The sequence below is a fragment of the Hoskinsella mucinilytica genome (assembly GCF_045223415.1).
GTDB classification, from domain to species: Bacteria; Bacillota_I; Bacilli_A; order Erysipelotrichales; family Erysipelotrichaceae; genus Hoskinsella; species Hoskinsella mucinilytica.
The window spans coordinates 16,175-33,984 of sequence record NZ_JBEQZJ010000041.1 but is presented as its reverse complement, the minus strand read 5'-3'; the positions used below and the strand labels follow the sequence as shown (position 1 = coordinate 33,984).

Here is a 17,810-nt window from a genome sequence, read left to right as displayed (position 1 = left end):
ATAAGACAAAAAAGTATCAGCTATATCAGAACGATAATGTTCCTTTGATGTTATCATCATGATATCAGTAGTCAATTGAGAATCAAGGATGTCATAGCTTATCAAGTCTTCATGATCAACCAAAAATAAAGCACTCTTTGGAACAATTGCAATTCCAGGCAAAGCAATTGACCATAAAAGGGTGGTTCTTGCATCCTGATTAACACATAAAATATTTGGCAGAAAACCTTCTTCAAGGAATCGTTCATTCAATAAGGACTCATATCTCTCATAATAAATCAATGGCTGGTCTTCCAAATCTTTTAACGTAATACTGCTCTTAGATGATAATGGACGATTTCTGTGTGTTACAGCAATCATACCCTCCCTCCATATTGTAAAAGCATTCACATTTGATTGTGGAAATGGTGTACGCACTATACCAATTTCGATTTTTCCTTTTGCAAGCATATCAAGTACCTGAAATGTATTTCCCTCTTTTAATACAAAATCAACATTCGGATAATCTTTATGAAATTCACAAATGCCACTTTGTAAAAATGCATGATGAGAACTGGTAACAATGCCAATTGATAATTGATGTCGTACCTTTTTCTTAGCATCCTGTACTTCTTTTTTTGTACCTTCACATAGACGCAAAATCTGTTCGGCTTTCTCTTTTAAAAGTTCTCCAGCATCAGTTAACTGAATGTGATGCCTTCCACGTTTCACTAGCTCAACGCCTAATTCTTCCTCTAACATCTTTAATTGATAAGATAAAGGAGGCTGTGCCATATGCAGTTTCTTTGCAGCTGCAGTTATCTGACCCTCTTCACATATCGTTAAAAAATATTGTAACTGTTTGATATCCATATTTAATCACCATACTTTTTTTATATATGAAATATATTAAACCAATATTATACATATATCAAGACATTACTTATAATATAAGGAGCGAAAAGAGGGATAACATGAATAAATTACTCCGATATCTAAAGCCATATAAAAAGCAATGTATTCTAGGACCATTTTGCAAACTGATGGAAGCCATTCTTGAACTACTTCTTCCTACTCTAATGGCTTATATGATCAATGAAGGTATTCTTCGCCAGGATCAACATATTGTTTATTTCTATAGCATTTTAATGATTGTAATGGTCATCATTGGTTTTTTATTTTCCATGGTATGTCAATATCAAGCAGCGAAGGCTTCCCAAGGTTTTGGTACGGATATCAGAAATGCGATGTTCTCACATATTTGCCAATTTTCTTATCAGGATATCGATTATTTTCAATCCTCATCCTTAGTCAATCGATTAAGTAATGATGTAAACCAACTACAACTCGCTGTAGCGATGATGATCCGTCTTGTGATACGTTCTCCATTTATTTGTATAGGTGCAATAGGTATGGCGATGTTCCTAGACACTAGATTAGCTTTCATTCTATTAGCTACCATTCCAATGATTGCTTTGATTTTATTTATTTTTATCCGTTTATCAACACCAATGTATCAGAATTATCAGAAACTTTTAGATCGTTTCTCCATGATTTTGGATGATAATATTTCAGGTATTCGGATAATACGTTCATTTGTATCTCAAAAAAAAGAAAAACACAGATTTCAGAATAATGTGGATGATCTCCAACAACAGATGATGAGTGTAGCTAGGTTATCTGCTTTACTAAATCCTATCACTGCTTTCATTGTAAATGGTGCTGTTGTGTTTTTGATCTATACAGGATTGATTCAGATTAAAGTAGGAAATATGCAGGCAGGGACAATCATTGCCTTTATCAATTATGCAGCTTCTATCCTGCTTGCTATGGTAGCCATTAGTAACCTCATTGTGATATTTACAAAAGCTTGGGCCAGTGCACAACGTGTTAGCGAGGTTCTTTCTTATGAGCCAACCATACAAGGTGCTATGACAGCGATTGATGACCAGCAGGAAATTGCAATTTGCTTCCAACATGTATCTTTTTCTTATAGTGCGGCTGAAGCCATATTAAATGATCTTAACTTTACCGTCCAAAAAGGGGAAATGATTGGTATTATCGGTGGTACTGGAGCTGGAAAATCTACCTTAATTCATTTGCTTTGTCATTTCTTTCAATGTGAACAAGGTTCGATCCAGGTTTTCGGAAAGGATATTAATGATATGAACAATGAATCCCTCATGTCTACAATAGCATTGGTACCTCAAATCAATGAATTATTTTATGGTACCATCGAAGACAACATACGATTTGGCTACGACGAAGCCACAAGCGATGATATTTGGCAGGCCTTATCTATTTCACAAGCAGACGACTTTGTAAAAGAAAGTAAGGATGGATTACAAACCATCGTCGAAAGATCAGGAGCAAATCTTTCGGGAGGTCAAAAGCAACGACTTTGTATTGCAAGAGCACTATTGCGTAAGCCAGCGATTCTCATATTGGACGATGCCAGCAGTGCTTTAGATTTCAAAACAGATGCCCAACTTCGTCAAGCTATGAAAGAACAAAGAAACCATTTGACCACGCTGATTATTTCACAAAGAGCAGGAACACTTATGAATTGTGATCGTATCCTCGTGCTACACGATGGCAAAATAAAGGGCTTTGATACACATAAAATACTGTTTGATTCATGCAAAGATTATCGAATGATTTGCGATAGTCAAGGTGTTGGGAGGGAAGGCATATGTCCACAAAAGATGTAATAAAGAAGCTTATCTTGTTCCTTGGGCAATTTCGACTTTTACTGATACTTTCTTTTCTATGTGCAATTCTTTCTGTGTTACTAAATGTTTATGCCCCTTTATTGATAGGAAAGCTTTTAGATTGCTTTTCCTCAAATCTTTCAATGGAACAATGTATTCCATTATTGATACAACTAGCATGTGTTTATCTCTTCTTTTCTTTCTTTCAATGGGGAATGATGTATTGTTCCAATCGAATCGCATTTTCAAGCAGTGGATCACTACGTAATAAGTTATATGATAAAATCACACATCTTCCGATCTCATTTTTTGATCAACATGCAAAAGGCGATTTAATTTCTCGCTTCATCAATGATATTGATTTAATTAGTGATGGCTTTCTACAAGGGTTATCGACGATGATGAGCGGAATCACGACCATTGTGTTCGCCTTGATATGTATGTTAAATATTCATGTTATCATGACCATGATCGTCGTTGTATCTGCACCTTTTACATACATCATTGCACGTATCATTACCAAACGTTCTCAAACCTATTTTAGAAAGCAAGCAACTGCACTTGGTGCATTAAATGGATATAGTGAAGAAATGATTTCAGGCATTAAAACCGTAAAAGCATATCATTATGAAAATAAAGCAATGCATTCATTTAAAGCTTTGAATCATAAGTTATACGAATCAGGAGTTCGTTCACAGTTTTATGGTTCTTTGGCTAATCCTAGCACTCGTTTTGTTACAAATTTCACCTATGCATTGGTAGGCGCAACCGGAGCGTTTCTTGCTTTGTTTTCTAAAGTAACAATAGGAAATATATCCAGCTTTTTGATTTATGCTACCCTGTTCTCAAAACCATTTACGGAAATTACAGGGGTTATGACCCAACTTCAGAGTGCCGTGGAAAGTGGGCGCAGGATATTTACTCTATTTGATTTAGAGGAGGAAAGTGAAGATGCTGATTTTCCCAAATTGATACAAAAAGCAGGAGCAATCAATATAAAACATCTTGCTTTTGCGTATGAGGATCATCATCCCTTAATGAAGGATATTTCTTTTTCTATTGCTGCAGGACAAAAAATCGCAATTGTCGGTAAAACAGGGGCTGGAAAAACAACACTTGTAAATCTGTTGTTACGTTTCTATGATATACAAAAAGGTCAGATTGAGATCGATGGCCAGGATATTTATCATGTAACACGAAATTCTCTACGTTCTTGTTTTGGTATGGTACTTCAAGATACTTATCTGTTTGAAGGAACCATTCATGAAAACATTGCCTATGGTTGTGAGAATGCAACAGAAGAAGATGTGATTGCGGCTGCGAAAAGAAGTGGGGCGCATGATTTCATTCGTCGCTTACCTCAGGGCTACCAAACTGTGTTAAAAGTTGGAAATGAAACCTTATCATCCGGACAGCGCCAACTCATTTCCATTACCAGAATTTTATTGATGAATCCATTGGTGCTTATTTTAGATGAAGCTACCAGTCATATGGACACGGTAAGTGAACGTAAAGTGAATAACGCAATGCAACTATTGATGAAAGAGAAAACTTGTTTTGTAATAGCTCATCGTTTATCTACCATTTTAGATGCAGATTGGATATTGGTAATGTCAAATGGGGATATCATCGAACAGGGAAACCACGAAACACTAATGAAATTACAAGGTAGCTATTATGAGCTATATCAAAGTCAATTTGCTTGATTTTAAGGGATGATCTATCTAAATTTGTTACTTCATCATGATTTTCGCATAGAATGGATTGAGAATTTAAATTTGAAGTGCTATACTATAGATGAAAAGTTAATCAGTGATAGAGAAAGCGAGTTATCAAAACATAATTGTATGTTTTAACTCGCTTTTTTTGATGATATAAGGAGGAGACATTATGAAAAAAATCATTATCATTGGCGGTGGCATTGTTGGGTGTTTTCTTGCACATGATTTATCTAAATACGAAGTTGATATCACCTTACTTGAACGTAATGCAGATATTTGTGACGAGATTTCAAGCGCAAATAGTGCTATCATTCATGCAGGTTATGATCCTGAAGATGGTACTTTAAAGGCAAATTTAAATTGTAGAGGAGCAAAGCTTTATCCAAATATCTGTGCTTCTATCAATGCCGATTATCAACGATGTGGTGCGTATATCGTGGCATGTGGTGAACAAGAAGAACAGCGATTACAAACCTTGAAAATACGAGGGGAAGCACGTGGTATAACAATGATACCACGAACCAGGGCGCAGTTATTAGAGAAAGAACCGCATTTATCACTTTCTGTTAGTGCTGGCTTGTCTGTACCGGAAACTGCAATCATCACACCTTGGGAAGTAGGTTTAGGTTTGATACAAGAGGCAGTGTTGAACCATGTTACACTAAAGTTATCTGAAGCTGTTATTGCCATCAAAAAACAGGAAGAAGGCTACATCGTACAAACAACAAAAGCCATTTATCCTGCAGATATCGTTATCAATGCAGCAGGACTTGGCGCTGCACACATCATGGAAATGGTAGAGGAAAAACCTTTATTTACCATCACCCCTAAGCGTGGCCAATATTTTGTATTAAGTAAACATGCAAACGATTATGTACATCATATTTTGTATCCCGTACCTGGTCCTACAGGAAAAGGCGTTTTATGTTTGCCTACTTGCCATGGAAATATTTTACTAGGTCCTAATAGTGAAGTGTTGATGGAGCAAAACAATGCAACAACAGCTGATGGTTTAAACGAGGTAAAAGAAAAACTGAAAAAAACGATGCAAGATATCCCATATCAGGAAGTCATCCATAGTTATAGTGGATTACGTCCTAGTGGTAATCATAATGATTTTTTTATCCAACATTCTCCAAATAATCTTAATTTTATACATTTAGGCTGTATCGATTCTCCGGGCTTAGCTAGTGCACCTGCCATTAGCGAATATGTACTCGAAACTTTGATCCTTCCTCATCATAATTTAAAATATCGCACGATGTATCATCATCATAAATTACCAATTCGTTTAAAAGATCTAACCGAAAATGAGCGACAAGCCTTGATACAACAAAAATCTGGCTATGGTCATATCATTTGCCGTTGCGAACAAATCAGCGAACAGGAAGTGATAGATCATATTCACGAACCATTTCCTGCAAAGACGATCAAAGAAATCAAGAAGCGGGTTCGTCCTGGAATGGGAAAATGTCAGGGAGGTTTCTGTGAAATCGAGGTCGCAACCATATTGGCAAGAGAGCTGGGTATTCCTTTGCATGAGGTAGCCTATGATAAAACAACATATTTTATGGAAAGCAAAGGAGTGAGAAAATGAAAACGATAGATATGATCGTGATTGGTGGAGGAAGTGCCGGAATGAGTGCTGCGATTGCTGCTCGAAAAGAGGGAATCAAAGACATTTTGATTTTGGAGCGTAGTGAAGAGTTAGGCGGAATCTTACAGCAATGCATTCACAATGGATTTGGGTTACAAACTTTTCATGAGGAAATGAGCGGTCCCTTATATGCCCAACGATATAAAGATATGGTAGAGGCAATGGGGATTGATTATCTATTACAAACAACAGTGATACAAATAACCAAAGATCGAGAAGTTACCTATGTCAATGCTACAGAAGGTTATGTCCATATCAAAGCCAAGACCATCCTATTGGCATGTGGCTGTTATGAACGAAATCGTGGTGCCATCAGTATTCCGGGAAAACGCCTTCCTGGTGTCTATACAGCAGGAAGTGCCCAGCGGTTTTTAAATCTTGAAAATATTCGTGTCGGTAATCGAGTATTCATCTTAGGAAGTGGAGATATCGGTTTGATCATGGCTCGCAGAATGACATTGGAAGGAGCCCATGTAGAAGGGGTTGCGGAATTAATGCCCTATAGCAATGGTTTAACTAGAAACATCGTGCAATGTTTAAAGGATTTTGATATCCCATTATATTTATCGCATACCGTCATTGATATTCAAGGCAAAGATCATGTAGAAGCTGTTGTCATTGCCGCAGTAGATGAACACCTACAGCCAATCAAAGGCAGTGAAAAACGATTTGAGGTGGATACTTTACTTCTTTCTATTGGTTTGATTCCGGAAAATGAACTGGGTCATCGTATTGGTATCGCACTTGATCCTCATACTAAGGGAGCAATTGTAAATGAATATTTTGAAACAAGCATTCCTCATATATATGCCTGTGGCAATGCCCTGCACGTTCATGATATCGTCGACTATGTCAGTATGGAATCCGCTGAGGCCGGAACATGTGCAGCAAACGATATCAAGCAACAAATCAGAGGCGATCATGGATGTTATACTTTACCGGGTGAAGGCGTAACTTATGTGTTACCACAATGTATCAGCTCTCATGTTGAAAAACCAATCACATTTAGTTTCCGTTGCAAACATCCTTTCTCTAAATGTGTCATCTTTATCAAGGATGGAAATCGTATCATCAAACAAATAAAGAAAAACGCAATGTTACCAGCTGAAATGCAACGTATTACTTTACAAAAGGATGAACTACAAAATATCAAACATCCTTTATGTGTGGAGGTGAAAGAAGCATGATAAAAAAATTTGACTGTATCATTTGTCCGATGAGTTGCCATATTGATGTAGAAATGGATGCCAAGAAAGATATCTTAAAAGTAAAAGGCAATCGGTGTCCTCGAGGTGAGGCCTATGTTCGACAAGAAGTCATTTGTCCTATGCGAATGTTGACGAGCACCGTACGAATTCATCATGCGATTCATCCTTTATTACCAGTAATTACCTCACAAAATGTCCCAAGAGATACATTATTTGATATAATGGAAATAGTGAATACCCTAGAAGTACAAGCACCGATACATGAACATCAAGTTTTGGTGCATAATATAGCTAACAGCGGTGCTGATTTATTAGCATCTAGGAGCATGGATAGGAGGTAACTATGATCCATCAAACCATCATTCCCGTGATCAGTGATATGAAAACTTTACAACGCTTTTTGAAGCAATCCTTAACTTGGTGTGTCATCATGGATTTTCATATCAATTTTATTGAGGATATTTTACAACAGTTACATGCGCATGAAAAAAAGGCTTTCCTTCATATGGATTTGATCAAAGGTATTCAAAATGATAAATATGGAGTCCAATTTCTATGCCAGAAATATCACGCAGATGGTATTATTTCCACGAAGCCCAGCGTTATTGAATATGCAAAAAAGAATCATTGTATTAGCGTGTTACGTGTCTTTTTGATCGATAGTCGTTCTGTGGAAAAAGGAAGTCTTTTGGCAAACGAGCTTCAACCGGATTATGTAGAGGTATTACCTGCCATTGTTCCTTTTGCTGTAGAGGCAATGAGAAAACATTGTGATATAGAGATCATAGGGGGAGGCTTGATCAGAAATCATGAAGATATCGAGCAATGTCTACAACAAGGAATGATTGCGGTTACAACCAGTAATTTGAACTTATGTGAAGAGGGTTAAAGGATGAAAAGAGCATTGGTTTTAGGTGGTGGAGGCAGTAAAGGGGCATATGAAATCGGGGTATGGAAAGCATTAGATGAATTAGAAGAGAAATTTGATATCGTATGCGGAACAAGTATTGGCGCAATGATCGGTGTCTTATATGTGCAACAGGAATATGAAAAAGCCTATCACCTTTGGGCTGATCTAACGATTGATGATGTAATGATGAATGGTATCAATCTAGATTTGGACATGGAATTGATCATGTCGCAAAAGGATAAGTATAAACCTTTCTTAGAAAGCTATGTACAACATAAAGGGGCAGATATTTCTCCTTTTGAAAGGATGATCCAATCATTGTACGATGAAGAGAAATTTTTCACATCTTCGATAGACTATGGTTGTATGTGTGTCAATGTCACAAAGCATAAAGCACATCCATGTAAAAAAAGTGAGATGAACAAGGAAAATGCCTTAGATTATGTTTTGGCTTCTGCCTCTTGTTATCCAGCGTTTCCAATGAAACAAATTGGTGATGATAAATTTGTTGATGGAGGATACGCAGATAATGTTCCTGTAAACTTGGCGAAAGAAATGGGAGCAGAAGAAATTGTGGCAGTTGATTTGAAAAGTGTAGGAAGGATCATCGTCAAGGAACCACAAGAGAATCTAACATACATTGAACCTTATGTATCACTAGGAAGCTTTTTATTGTTCGATCATGAGAAAATCATGGAGAATATGAAACTAGGATATTTAGATACCATGAAAAAATATGGAAAATATCTAGGTACCATTTATGCCATCTATCCAAAAGATCAAAAAGAGCTTCTTCTATTCGAAGAACAAATGCAGGCAGGCTTTACACATTTAAAGGAAGATATTGAAGCAGATAAGATGCATATCCTAACAGAAAAAATCACTTCGATTTCCTTATTGAGTGGCTTGAAAAAATATGAAGGATATACCTATCCCTTTACTGCCATGCTAGAAAGAGCAGGACTGGCTTTTGGAATTGATTATCTAAGACCTCAGCATTTCATGGAGTTCAAGCAACATATTTTAAGCATGGCGAATAAGTATCAACTTCAAGGAACCACGCCTTTATTGAATCTTGATTCTATCAAGAACTTGTTGACAGCTGATGAAAATAAGAAAGAGAGAGATTTCATTTGTATCAATTACATTGCATTGAGAAAAGATGATAAAAATCCTCATCTATTACAATTACTCGCAACAATGAGTAATGATTCTTTTTTGATTGCATATCTTTTATATTTGATGATGGAGGGAAAGATGGACAGGTGAAAGTGCCTGTCTTTTTTCTGCTCGACATGATATAATAAAAACCAGTTAAAGGATGTGACGTATATGAAACCAAAATTTATGGATGAATCCTCATGGAAAACGATCAAACCATGGCTATTCCTATCCACCTATTTGATACTATTTGTATATATATTATGGAACTTCAGTAGAATCAGTGGCTTTGTTGGTTATATGATTGGTCTATTTCAATCGTTGACCTATGGCATCGTTTTTGCCTATATTTTAAATATCCCAATGAAACAGATTGAAAAATTAATGATTCGACATACCAAAGAAGGTTCTTTTTTAAGAAAACGTAAACGTGCAATTTCGATGACTCTGACATTCGTGTTGGCATTGATTTTGATCATTATATTAGGAAGTATTATTTTACCAAGCATTATCGACAGTGTCATTGCATTGTTCAATAATTTAACGACATTTTTCAGTAACATTATCGAAAATATAGATGAGGTACTTGCGTATTTCAAGATAGATTTTAGAGTAGAAAATGTGGAACAGGTCAAAGAATTTATGAGTATGCCATGGGAAGACGTGGTCAAGAATGCAATTAATATTCTTTCCAGTTCCGCTAGTGGGTTGTTATCTAATGCAAGTGCATTTATATCAAGCTTTGCTGTTGGATTTACAGGCTTTATGTTTTCTTTGTATTTGTTGAGTGGGAAAGAATCCTTTATTCGCCAGATCAGAAAGGTCGTTGCGGCGTTTCTTGGCTTTGATCATGCTCAATCCGTATTTCGATATGCGAGCAGAGTCAATAAGATATTTTCCAGTTTCATTAGCGGACAGCTGATGGAGGCTTGCATCTTATGGATTCTTTATTATGTATCTATGAAGCTATTAGGTTTCCCATTTACAGAATTGATTTGTACCTTGATTGCTTTATTCTCAATGATACCGGTGTTCGGTCCAATGATGGCAATGGTGGTAGGTGCAATCATGATGTTATCCGTTGATCCACTACAAAGTCTTTGGTTTATGATTTTCTACCAGATCATGTCACAATTTGAGGATAATGTGATTTATCCAAGAGTTGTCGGTAATTCTGTAGGACTACCGGGATTATGGGTCTTGTTATCGATCTTTGTGTTGGGAAATGTGTTTGGTATTTTCGGTATGATCGTTGCAGTGCCTGTAACCGCTTGTGTGTATACCTTCTTTGCGGAGGCAGTCAATGAGCGTTTAAAAAAGAAAAAGTTGATCGTTACCGAAGATGATATGATCAAAAAAGAGGAACAAAGCATAGAAGGTTGATGAAATAATAAAAATGTGCAGGATGTCTGCACATTTTTATTATGAGAATAATTCTTTTTGGTGAGAAGCAAATAGATATTCATCAATGCAATTTGTAATGCGATCACGAATCAATGCTTCCGGATCATTTTCCAATTCGCCTTCACGGACCTTTGTATACTGAATAGGCATGAATTGAGATAGTACTGCTAGGGAGATACCGACTTCACGTAAATTCGCAATCAGTTTGTTTTTCGCATCGGCAACAGTTGCCTGTGGCATATAATAACGGCTTCGATCAGAGAAACTGAATTTGCGCTTGAACCATAGTGCGTTATCATCCCCATGATAGTGCTTGTTCCAATTTTTTGGCTGTTCAAGCATTGCAGCCTCTAAAACATCGATAAAATGAGAAGGTTCCTTATCTGTACCGTGTAGCATCATTTCTTCTATATAAGAAAGTGCAAACAATGCTTCTCGCATCGCATAGGTCATAGCAGGACCAACCTTTAGAATTCCAACACCATCTTCAACAAGCTCTCTTAATTTGAACTTTGTCTGATAATCGGTAGAATGTCCTTCAAAGACAAGATTTGGATATTCTTTGATGCTTGCCATAAGATCTTTTGCTTTTTCACGATCATATTCTGTACAACCAGCATCTTTTTCTTCAACACCAGGTTGCACAACAACACCTATCACATCTTTCCAAGTTTCGTTTAATCCTTCTTTTGCGAATGCTGATTCAAACGTTTTTACTGTTGCTTTGAAATCTTCCACACGAGTTACTTGCATTCCGGCATTTTCTTCTTGTGCTCCACCTGGAATAGGAACTTCACTTCCTACAATGTAAACCGGACGTACAGCATCTGGATTTGTATTTAATAATTCTTGATAAGTATCTTCACATACTCGAGCAAGTCTTGCACCTCTTGAAGCGATGACTTCATCACTTAAACGAACGTTTGGAACATCATCAGCTACTTTCATGCTAGTATCAATGTGAATCTTTGTGAATCCGGCTGCTACATAGCAACGTACCAGCTCTTCAGCATCTTTCATTGCTTCTGCTTCGGGTTTACTTGCAAAAGTCAAAGGACCTAAATGATCTCCTCCTAAGAATACACGACTACGGTCGAATCCGATTTCGTCTGCTTTCTTCATAACGAATGCATGGAAATCTACAGGCTTCATCCCTGTATAACCACCATTTTGATCAACTTGATTTGCAGTGGCTTCGATCAATACGCATGAATTTTCTTTTTTTGCACGCATCAAGGCAGCCTCAATGACATAATCATTGGCACTACAACAGGAATAGATTCCTACTGGTTCTCCGTTTTTCTGTTTTGTAACGATTTGTTTTAATGGATTTGTTTGTGGCATTTCATAACCCTCCTTATGTATAAACAAATTATAACACGATTTCATTGATTGTAAATGAGTTGAAATCAGCTTGTTAGTTTGTATAAAACATTTGTACAAAAATACAAAAAACAAAAAAATGGAAGAATATGGAAAATATTGTCAGCTTATGTTAAAATAAGACAGACGTAAATGAAAGCGATTTAATTTACGCTATTGTGTAATCGTAAGAACATGATATACTTATAATGAAAAGAAAGAGGGAAGCGGAATGATTGATACAAGAGAGAAACTCCTTATTAATAAGATCCGTTCAATATGTTCCCAATTAGAAGAAGAAGCAGATCAAAGAGATAAGGTTACCGGTATGGTGGAGGGGACCGGTGAAGTTAGTAAACTGAAGGCACTTGTGGAAATGAGCTGTGATTTTTATTGGGTATTTGATTCCAATACGAGTATGGTGACATTCTTCTATATAAGGGGAAAAACACAAGAAGAAATGCCAATTCGTAGGTCATATACTTCCTTGTTGAAGAGTGTTCCTGCGGAACAACAGAAGTTGATTTCTGAAGCGTTTTTACGACTATTTCAAGGGAATAGTAAAGAAGAAGTAGTTCATTTTGAAAGTATGAGCAAGGAAAACACTTATCAGATGGAAATCATATGCCGCCCTTTTGTGGATGCTACCATTACAAAAATTCTAGGGGTTACCAGAGTTTGTCATCGAGCTTCACAAAAGGAATTGCAAACAGTTGCCGAAGAAGAAAAATTCAATGTTTTGATGAGTCTGTCAAATATGTTTATTTGGGAATATGATGTAAAAGAAGATACTTTTTTAGCAAACGCTTCATTACTACATAAGTTGAAGCTAGAGGAAAGAAAATACAGTTTGAACGAAGCTATTGAAATTTTGGGAATGCCGATGTTGGAAACCTTTAAGGAACGCATTGATGCTGATGAATTAAAAGGACATGCTATCGTGCATGTGAAATGTAAAAATAGTCCTATGGATTATATCTTTGATACCAATTATAAACCAATCAAAGATAAATATGGGAAATGTCAAATGTTGATCGGTACGATGATGGATATCACAGAAAAAGAAATTCTGAAAACCAATGCCAGCAGAGATCCATTAACCAACAGCTACAACCGTCGTACTGCAGATATGACATTGCATAGCTCTTTTGAAAAGTTTAAAAACGGAGAAGAGTTTTATACGTTGATTTTCTTTGACATAGATAACTTCAAACGTATCAACGATTCTTATGGTCATGATATGGGAGATTATGTACTTCGCCATGTATGTGAGGTTATTTCAAAAGAGATCCGTAGTAGTGATATGTTATGTCGATGGGGTGGAGATGAGTTCTTGTTGATTTGTACAGGGATTTCCAAAGAAAATATCTATGCATATATTGATCGTTTGAGAAAAGTGATTGAATATACGGACTTCTCTTTTAATAAGGAAAAGGTAGAAGTAACGGTATCCATGGGCGCAGCTTATTATTACCATAGTGATGTTACTCATGATCAAGCAATGAAAAGAGCGGATCGTAGTGTTTATAAATCTAAGTTGGCCGGACGTAATAAAGTATGTATATTAAAATAACCTTCTGTTAGCGCAGAAGGTTTTTCATATCTTTAGGTAAGTCACATTGACAAACGATGGTTTTTTCTGTAATCGGATGAACAAAGCTAAGTTGATAAGCATGTAAAGCACAGCGTTTGATTCTTTGATCCTTGCTACCATAAAGGAAATCCGATAAGATAGGGTGATGGATACTAGCCAGATGTACTCTGATTTGATGAGTGCGACCGGTGAATAAGGTACATTTGACTAAGGCGTAATCGCTATATTGTTGAAGTACTTGAACTTTTGTTCTGGCATCTGTTTTTTTCGGATCGATACGCATTCGCTTTGCGTGATGACGATCTCTTGCGATTCCTTTTTGAATGTCCCAATATGTTTGTTCCATTCGACCTTTGGTAATTGCGTAATACTCACGGTGAATTTCTTTTTTTGCTAATTGAACATCTAGCATCGGCTGAAGAAGCGGTTCTTTACAGAATAGGATGAGCCCACTTGTTTCTACATCCAATCGATGCAAGGGGCGAACAAGGATGTTTTGATTCGTTTCATCATAATATGCTTTTACAGCATTGCATAAGGTTTGCTTTGTATTGACTCCATCACTATGTACCAACAAGCCACTAGGCTTATCTACCACAAGAAAAATGTCATCTTCATAGATAATGGAAATCGGAAGTCGCCATGCAGGAATCGTATCAGCCTCCTGTATGCGTTGTATACTGAAACAGTCACCTTTTTGAAGTGGTATGGATTGTGAAATTGCTTGATGATTAACTTTGACCCTTTTTTCCTGCATGAATAAATAGCGTTGTTTTTTGGATAAGTGTAATGACATAAGCATAGTTTCTACACTTGTGGGCTCTTTGATCGTTATTGTGATTTCATTTTTCTGAAGTTGCATAAAAACCTTCCTTTTTGTTGGGCAAATGAATATACGTCATTCATAAGGGTATGCTATACTAGTATCGTATCAAGGGATACACAAGGATAGTCAATCCCTTCCCGTATGGAAAGGATAACATAAAATAAGGAGGAAATAAATATGAAATTATTAAAATGTGCTGTATGCGGTAATATCGTAGAGATGGTTGAGGACAAAGGCGTACCAGTTATGTGCTGTGGGAAACCAATGGCTGAATTAACAGCGAATACAAGTGATGGAGCATTAGAAAAGCATGTACCGGTCGCTGAAATCGTAGATGGTAATTTGCATGTTAAGGTAGGAAGTATGGAACACCCTATGTTACCTGAGCATTTCATTACTATGATCATTGCAGAGTTTAATGATCGTGTGGTACGTGTCAATTTAGAACCTGGAAACAAACCGGAAGCAATCATCGCTTTAGGTGATTACAAGGGTAAAATTCACGTTTATGAATACTGTAATCTACATGGATTATGGAAAACAGATATTGAAGCATAAGGAATGCAAAAGGCAACTTCGGTTGTCTTTTTATTCGCCTTCTTTACGAAAAATATAAAAAAAGTGAACAACAACTTCACTTTTTCTTTTTCTATCTGTGGATATCATACCATAAAAAGTTGTTTTTTTCAAGGCTGTAAAAGTGATACAACCTATGATATAACTATGCTCCATGATGAGGATGGTGTGTAAATATGAATCAGATAGAACAAAAAAGAACTATGATCACATTGTTGAAACAAGTCAATGATGATCTATGTACATATGGCTATTGGTTAAGTGAACAGGATATACAACAGCTACGAAAAACTCAAAAAGAGGCATATCAGGCAAATGGGATGATTGATTTCGATGTGCACATCATATTTGATCTTGCGAGGTGTTTTGCAACCTCGCCGTATTTGAAAATAGATACCTTTCTTTTCTGTATCAAACAAGTTTTATATTTGTATTATGCACTCAGAAAAATACTGCGCAATCTTTATGATGATGAGCTTGTTGAATTGATCTATCATTGTTATCTTGAACAACATGGTGTCATTGATAGCACACTTTATCAATACTGTGTTCAGAAAGGACGTGCGATATGATAAACCATTTATTGGCATATCCTGAACAAAAAAGTGACTATCTTTCTTTATCGATTACACTTGTTTATCAGAAAAATAAGTATCGTTTTACCTCTATAACGATCAAAGAATATCAACAAATACTAAAAAGCATAGACTTTATGCTTCAACATGCGATCAAAGAAGGTACCTTGAAAGAACGCTATGATGATGGATATCAACAAGTACAAAAGTTGATTCAATCTACCCGGTTACAAATGATACAATTACAAAAACAACAAAGAGCATTACCCAATGAGCGCTATCGAAGTATTCTAACACAACAGCTTCCTGACTTTTTTACACATTATGATCCTGATTACCATGCAGTATATTGTAAAGAAGATTTGGATTATCCTTTATTGTATGGTCTTTTTCTGGAACATGATATGTATGGAAAACAGGGGATTGATCTAGTAGCATATTATTTGGAATGTTTTCAAATAGAAGAAAGCTTTCTTTTATTATTTCAAAAGGATTTAGAGCTTTTCTTGCATGATTATGAAATTCATGTAGGAGTAGAGCTTGAAATGTTAGGGATCAACTTTACCGAAATTGTGTTAACACAAGCTTTATTCGCCTTTTATTTGAAGAAAAAGCATGGACTTTTTCTCAATGAAGAACAAAGGAAAGAGCTTATCCGACAATTAAAACAAGACGATCTAGATACTTGCTTACCTATCTGTTTTTCCTGTTTTCTATCAAAACTGCCTCAATCAATGGTATCTTATCTTGAGCCATATGAAAAGCAGTGGATAGAAAAACTGAATCTTGCATGTTTACATGGTACATTTGAATCTCTCATTGTGATACACAAATATTCTACAGATAGAAAGCCACAGATTCTCACAACCTGCGATGGTACTTTATTTACACAGATGTTAAGAAGTTTAGAGGAATGTGAAGGTATAAAACGTATACAAAAAATCATGGAAACCAAGCTTGGATACTATGATTTTATCGACTTGTTTGAGATGGATATTTTGTCGAAAAAAGAGTATTTTCTGTTGTACGATGCTTTAGATCCTATGTCTTTGGCGTATTTATTTTATGAACACTTTAAAGAAGCTCATGTTTTTCATCAGAAACTACAATTAGATGAAAGCCTACTTTCTAACATAGATTGTTCCTATGCATGGGAGTGTTACTTCATAACATATCTCATGCAATGTCCACTTGGTAAAAAACAAAAACTTTCTTCCTATTTCATGTCTTTACTATGACATGCTGTATGATAGGCCCGAGGGGTCATACCAATGATTTTATGGAAGGTTTCCGTATAATAGCTACTGCTCATAAAGCCAAAACGCTGTGCGATCTCGGTCAAAGAATGATCGCCTTGAGCGACATAGGAAAGACTTTGGTGGATACGACAGGTATTGATATATTGAATAGGAGTCTGATGAACGTATTCTTTAAAAAGCCTACAACATTCACTTTTACAGATGGAAGCTTGCTTTGCTAAATCATCTAACGTGATTTTCTGATAAAGATTTGATTGAATATAACTACACATCAACTGAACTCGCTCTACCTCGTGATTCGTACCGATCATTGGCGTTAATTCATCTACAACATGATCGTATAAAATCTCCCAAAAGCTACTAAGCAAAGATAACAATGTAAGCCAAGAGGTGGTATTTGGAAAATGAGTGGATATCAACTGTATGATCTGAATCAATTCTTTTTGCCAAATGCTATCTTGGCTCAACTTTACATAAGGTAACGTATTACATAAAATCAAAGGAGCTACATATTTTTGATAAATCTTGCCTTCTCGATGTCCTAAAATGGTAGGTTCCATTCTTAACACAAATAGCTCACAATTTCCCTTGATCTTACTTCCGCCATGAAGTGTATTGCTGTTGATGAAAAGGGCATCTCCTTGTTTTAAGAGAATGCTTTGATCTTGAAGGGTGTATTGTATTTCTCCTTTTTTGATCAAAGATACTTCGATTTCCGGATGCCAATGCGTTAGAAAATGTTGATGAACATAATTGTTTAAATCATCATGAAGTCCCCAAACCGGAAAGCTTTCATCTAAGGGCATGTTCATTTCCTTTCCGTTTTTATCTGTGATGATCTGATGATATCCCATAGTTGATACCTCC

Annotated in this window: 15 protein-coding genes and 2 pseudogenes; 12 read left to right on the top strand and 5 right to left on the bottom strand. The window is 36.3% G+C overall.

Going from position 1 to position 17,810, the window contains the following annotated elements; genetic code table 11:
- Positions 1-528: pseudogene (locus UGRO018_RS14145) on the bottom strand (LysR family transcriptional regulator substrate-binding protein); the annotation flags it as partial.
- Positions 529-678: 150 nt separating this feature from the next.
- Positions 679-852 (bottom strand): annotated as a pseudogene (locus tag UGRO018_RS14140) (LysR family transcriptional regulator); the annotation flags it as partial.
- Positions 853-953: 101 nt separating this feature from the next.
- On the opposite strand from UGRO018_RS14140, the gene UGRO018_RS14135 reads away from it, so the two are divergent.
- The 8 genes from UGRO018_RS14135 to UGRO018_RS14100 all read left to right on the top strand — a co-directional run bounded on the left by UGRO018_RS14135 (position 954) and on the right by UGRO018_RS14100 (position 10,730).
- Positions 954-2,690, top strand: a complete 1,737-nt coding sequence (locus UGRO018_RS14135) for an ABC transporter ATP-binding protein (protein ID WP_416327143.1) — start codon at positions 954-956, stop codon at positions 2,688-2,690.
- Positions 2,672-4,396: an ABC transporter ATP-binding protein gene (locus tag UGRO018_RS14130; protein ID WP_416327142.1), complete on the top strand. Its 1,725-nt coding sequence runs from the start codon at positions 2,672-2,674 to the stop codon at positions 4,394-4,396. The genes UGRO018_RS14135 and UGRO018_RS14130 overlap by 19 nt, the downstream gene beginning before the upstream one ends.
- 184 nt (positions 4,397-4,580) lie before the next feature.
- Positions 4,581-6,008, top strand: coding sequence for an NAD(P)/FAD-dependent oxidoreductase (locus UGRO018_RS14125; protein WP_416327141.1), 1,428 nt, complete (start codon positions 4,581-4,583; stop codon positions 6,006-6,008).
- Entirely contained in the window at positions 6,005-7,255 is a 1,251-nt protein-coding gene (locus tag UGRO018_RS14120) for an NAD(P)/FAD-dependent oxidoreductase (RefSeq protein WP_416327140.1), read from the top strand. The genes UGRO018_RS14125 and UGRO018_RS14120 overlap by 4 nt, the downstream gene beginning before the upstream one ends.
- Complete coding sequence (locus tag UGRO018_RS14115) at positions 7,252-7,617, top strand: DUF1667 domain-containing protein (protein ID WP_416327139.1); 366 nt, start codon at positions 7,252-7,254, stop codon at positions 7,615-7,617. The genes UGRO018_RS14120 and UGRO018_RS14115 overlap by 4 nt, the downstream gene beginning before the upstream one ends.
- Positions 7,618-7,619: 2 nt before the next feature.
- Positions 7,620-8,165 carry a glycerol-3-phosphate responsive antiterminator gene (locus UGRO018_RS14110; RefSeq protein WP_416327138.1) on the top strand — a complete coding sequence of 182 codons (546 nt, stop codon included), beginning with the start codon at positions 7,620-7,622 and terminating at the stop codon, positions 8,163-8,165.
- 3 nt (positions 8,166-8,168) lie between these two features.
- Positions 8,169-9,455: a patatin-like phospholipase family protein gene (locus tag UGRO018_RS14105; RefSeq protein WP_416327137.1), complete on the top strand. Its 1,287-nt coding sequence runs from the start codon at positions 8,169-8,171 to the stop codon at positions 9,453-9,455.
- 63 nt (positions 9,456-9,518) lie between these two features.
- The gene (locus UGRO018_RS14100; RefSeq protein WP_416327136.1) at positions 9,519-10,730 is read left to right on the top strand and encodes an AI-2E family transporter; all 1,212 of its coding nucleotides are present in this window, start codon (positions 9,519-9,521) and stop codon (positions 10,728-10,730) included.
- Between the two features lie 39 nt (positions 10,731-10,769).
- Here the strand turns inward: UGRO018_RS14100 and UGRO018_RS14095 are convergent, their stop codons facing one another.
- Positions 10,770-12,095 (bottom strand): class II D-tagatose-bisphosphate aldolase, non-catalytic subunit, encoded by a 1,326-nt coding sequence (locus UGRO018_RS14095; protein ID WP_416327135.1) that lies wholly within the window; start codon positions 12,093-12,095, stop codon positions 10,770-10,772.
- A gap of 250 nt (positions 12,096-12,345) precedes the next feature.
- Between UGRO018_RS14095 and UGRO018_RS14090 the strand changes: the two genes are divergently transcribed.
- Positions 12,346-13,686, top strand: coding sequence for a diguanylate cyclase (locus UGRO018_RS14090; protein ID WP_416327134.1), 1,341 nt, complete (start codon positions 12,346-12,348; stop codon positions 13,684-13,686).
- A gap of 7 nt (positions 13,687-13,693) precedes the next feature.
- Here UGRO018_RS14090 and UGRO018_RS14085 read toward each other — a convergent pair whose 3' ends face one another.
- Positions 13,694-14,569, bottom strand: coding sequence for an RluA family pseudouridine synthase (locus UGRO018_RS14085; RefSeq protein ID WP_416327133.1), 876 nt, complete (start codon positions 14,567-14,569; stop codon positions 13,694-13,696).
- A 141-nt stretch (positions 14,570-14,710) separates the two neighbouring features.
- Between UGRO018_RS14085 and UGRO018_RS14080 the strand changes: the two genes are divergently transcribed.
- The 3 genes from UGRO018_RS14080 to UGRO018_RS14070 all read left to right on the top strand — a co-directional run bounded on the left by UGRO018_RS14080 (position 14,711) and on the right by UGRO018_RS14070 (position 16,922).
- A complete protein-coding gene (locus UGRO018_RS14080) occupies positions 14,711-15,091 on the top strand; it encodes a desulfoferrodoxin family protein (RefSeq protein WP_416327132.1) in 381 nt (126 codons plus the stop codon).
- A gap of 194 nt (positions 15,092-15,285) precedes the next feature.
- On the top strand, positions 15,286-15,681 hold the full coding sequence (locus UGRO018_RS14075) for a DUF6323 family protein (protein ID WP_416327131.1): 396 nt from the start codon (positions 15,286-15,288) through the stop codon (positions 15,679-15,681).
- Positions 15,678-16,922, top strand: a complete 1,245-nt coding sequence (locus UGRO018_RS14070) for a DUF6179 domain-containing protein (protein ID WP_416327130.1) — start codon at positions 15,678-15,680, stop codon at positions 16,920-16,922. Before UGRO018_RS14075 ends, UGRO018_RS14070 begins: the two co-directional genes overlap by 4 nt.
- Here the strand turns inward: UGRO018_RS14070 and UGRO018_RS14065 are convergent.
- Positions 16,901-17,797: an AraC family transcriptional regulator gene (locus UGRO018_RS14065; protein WP_416327129.1), complete on the bottom strand. Its 897-nt coding sequence runs from the start codon at positions 17,795-17,797 to the stop codon at positions 16,901-16,903. The genes UGRO018_RS14070 and UGRO018_RS14065 overlap by 22 nt on opposite strands.
- Positions 17,798-17,810: the final 13 nt, after the last annotated feature.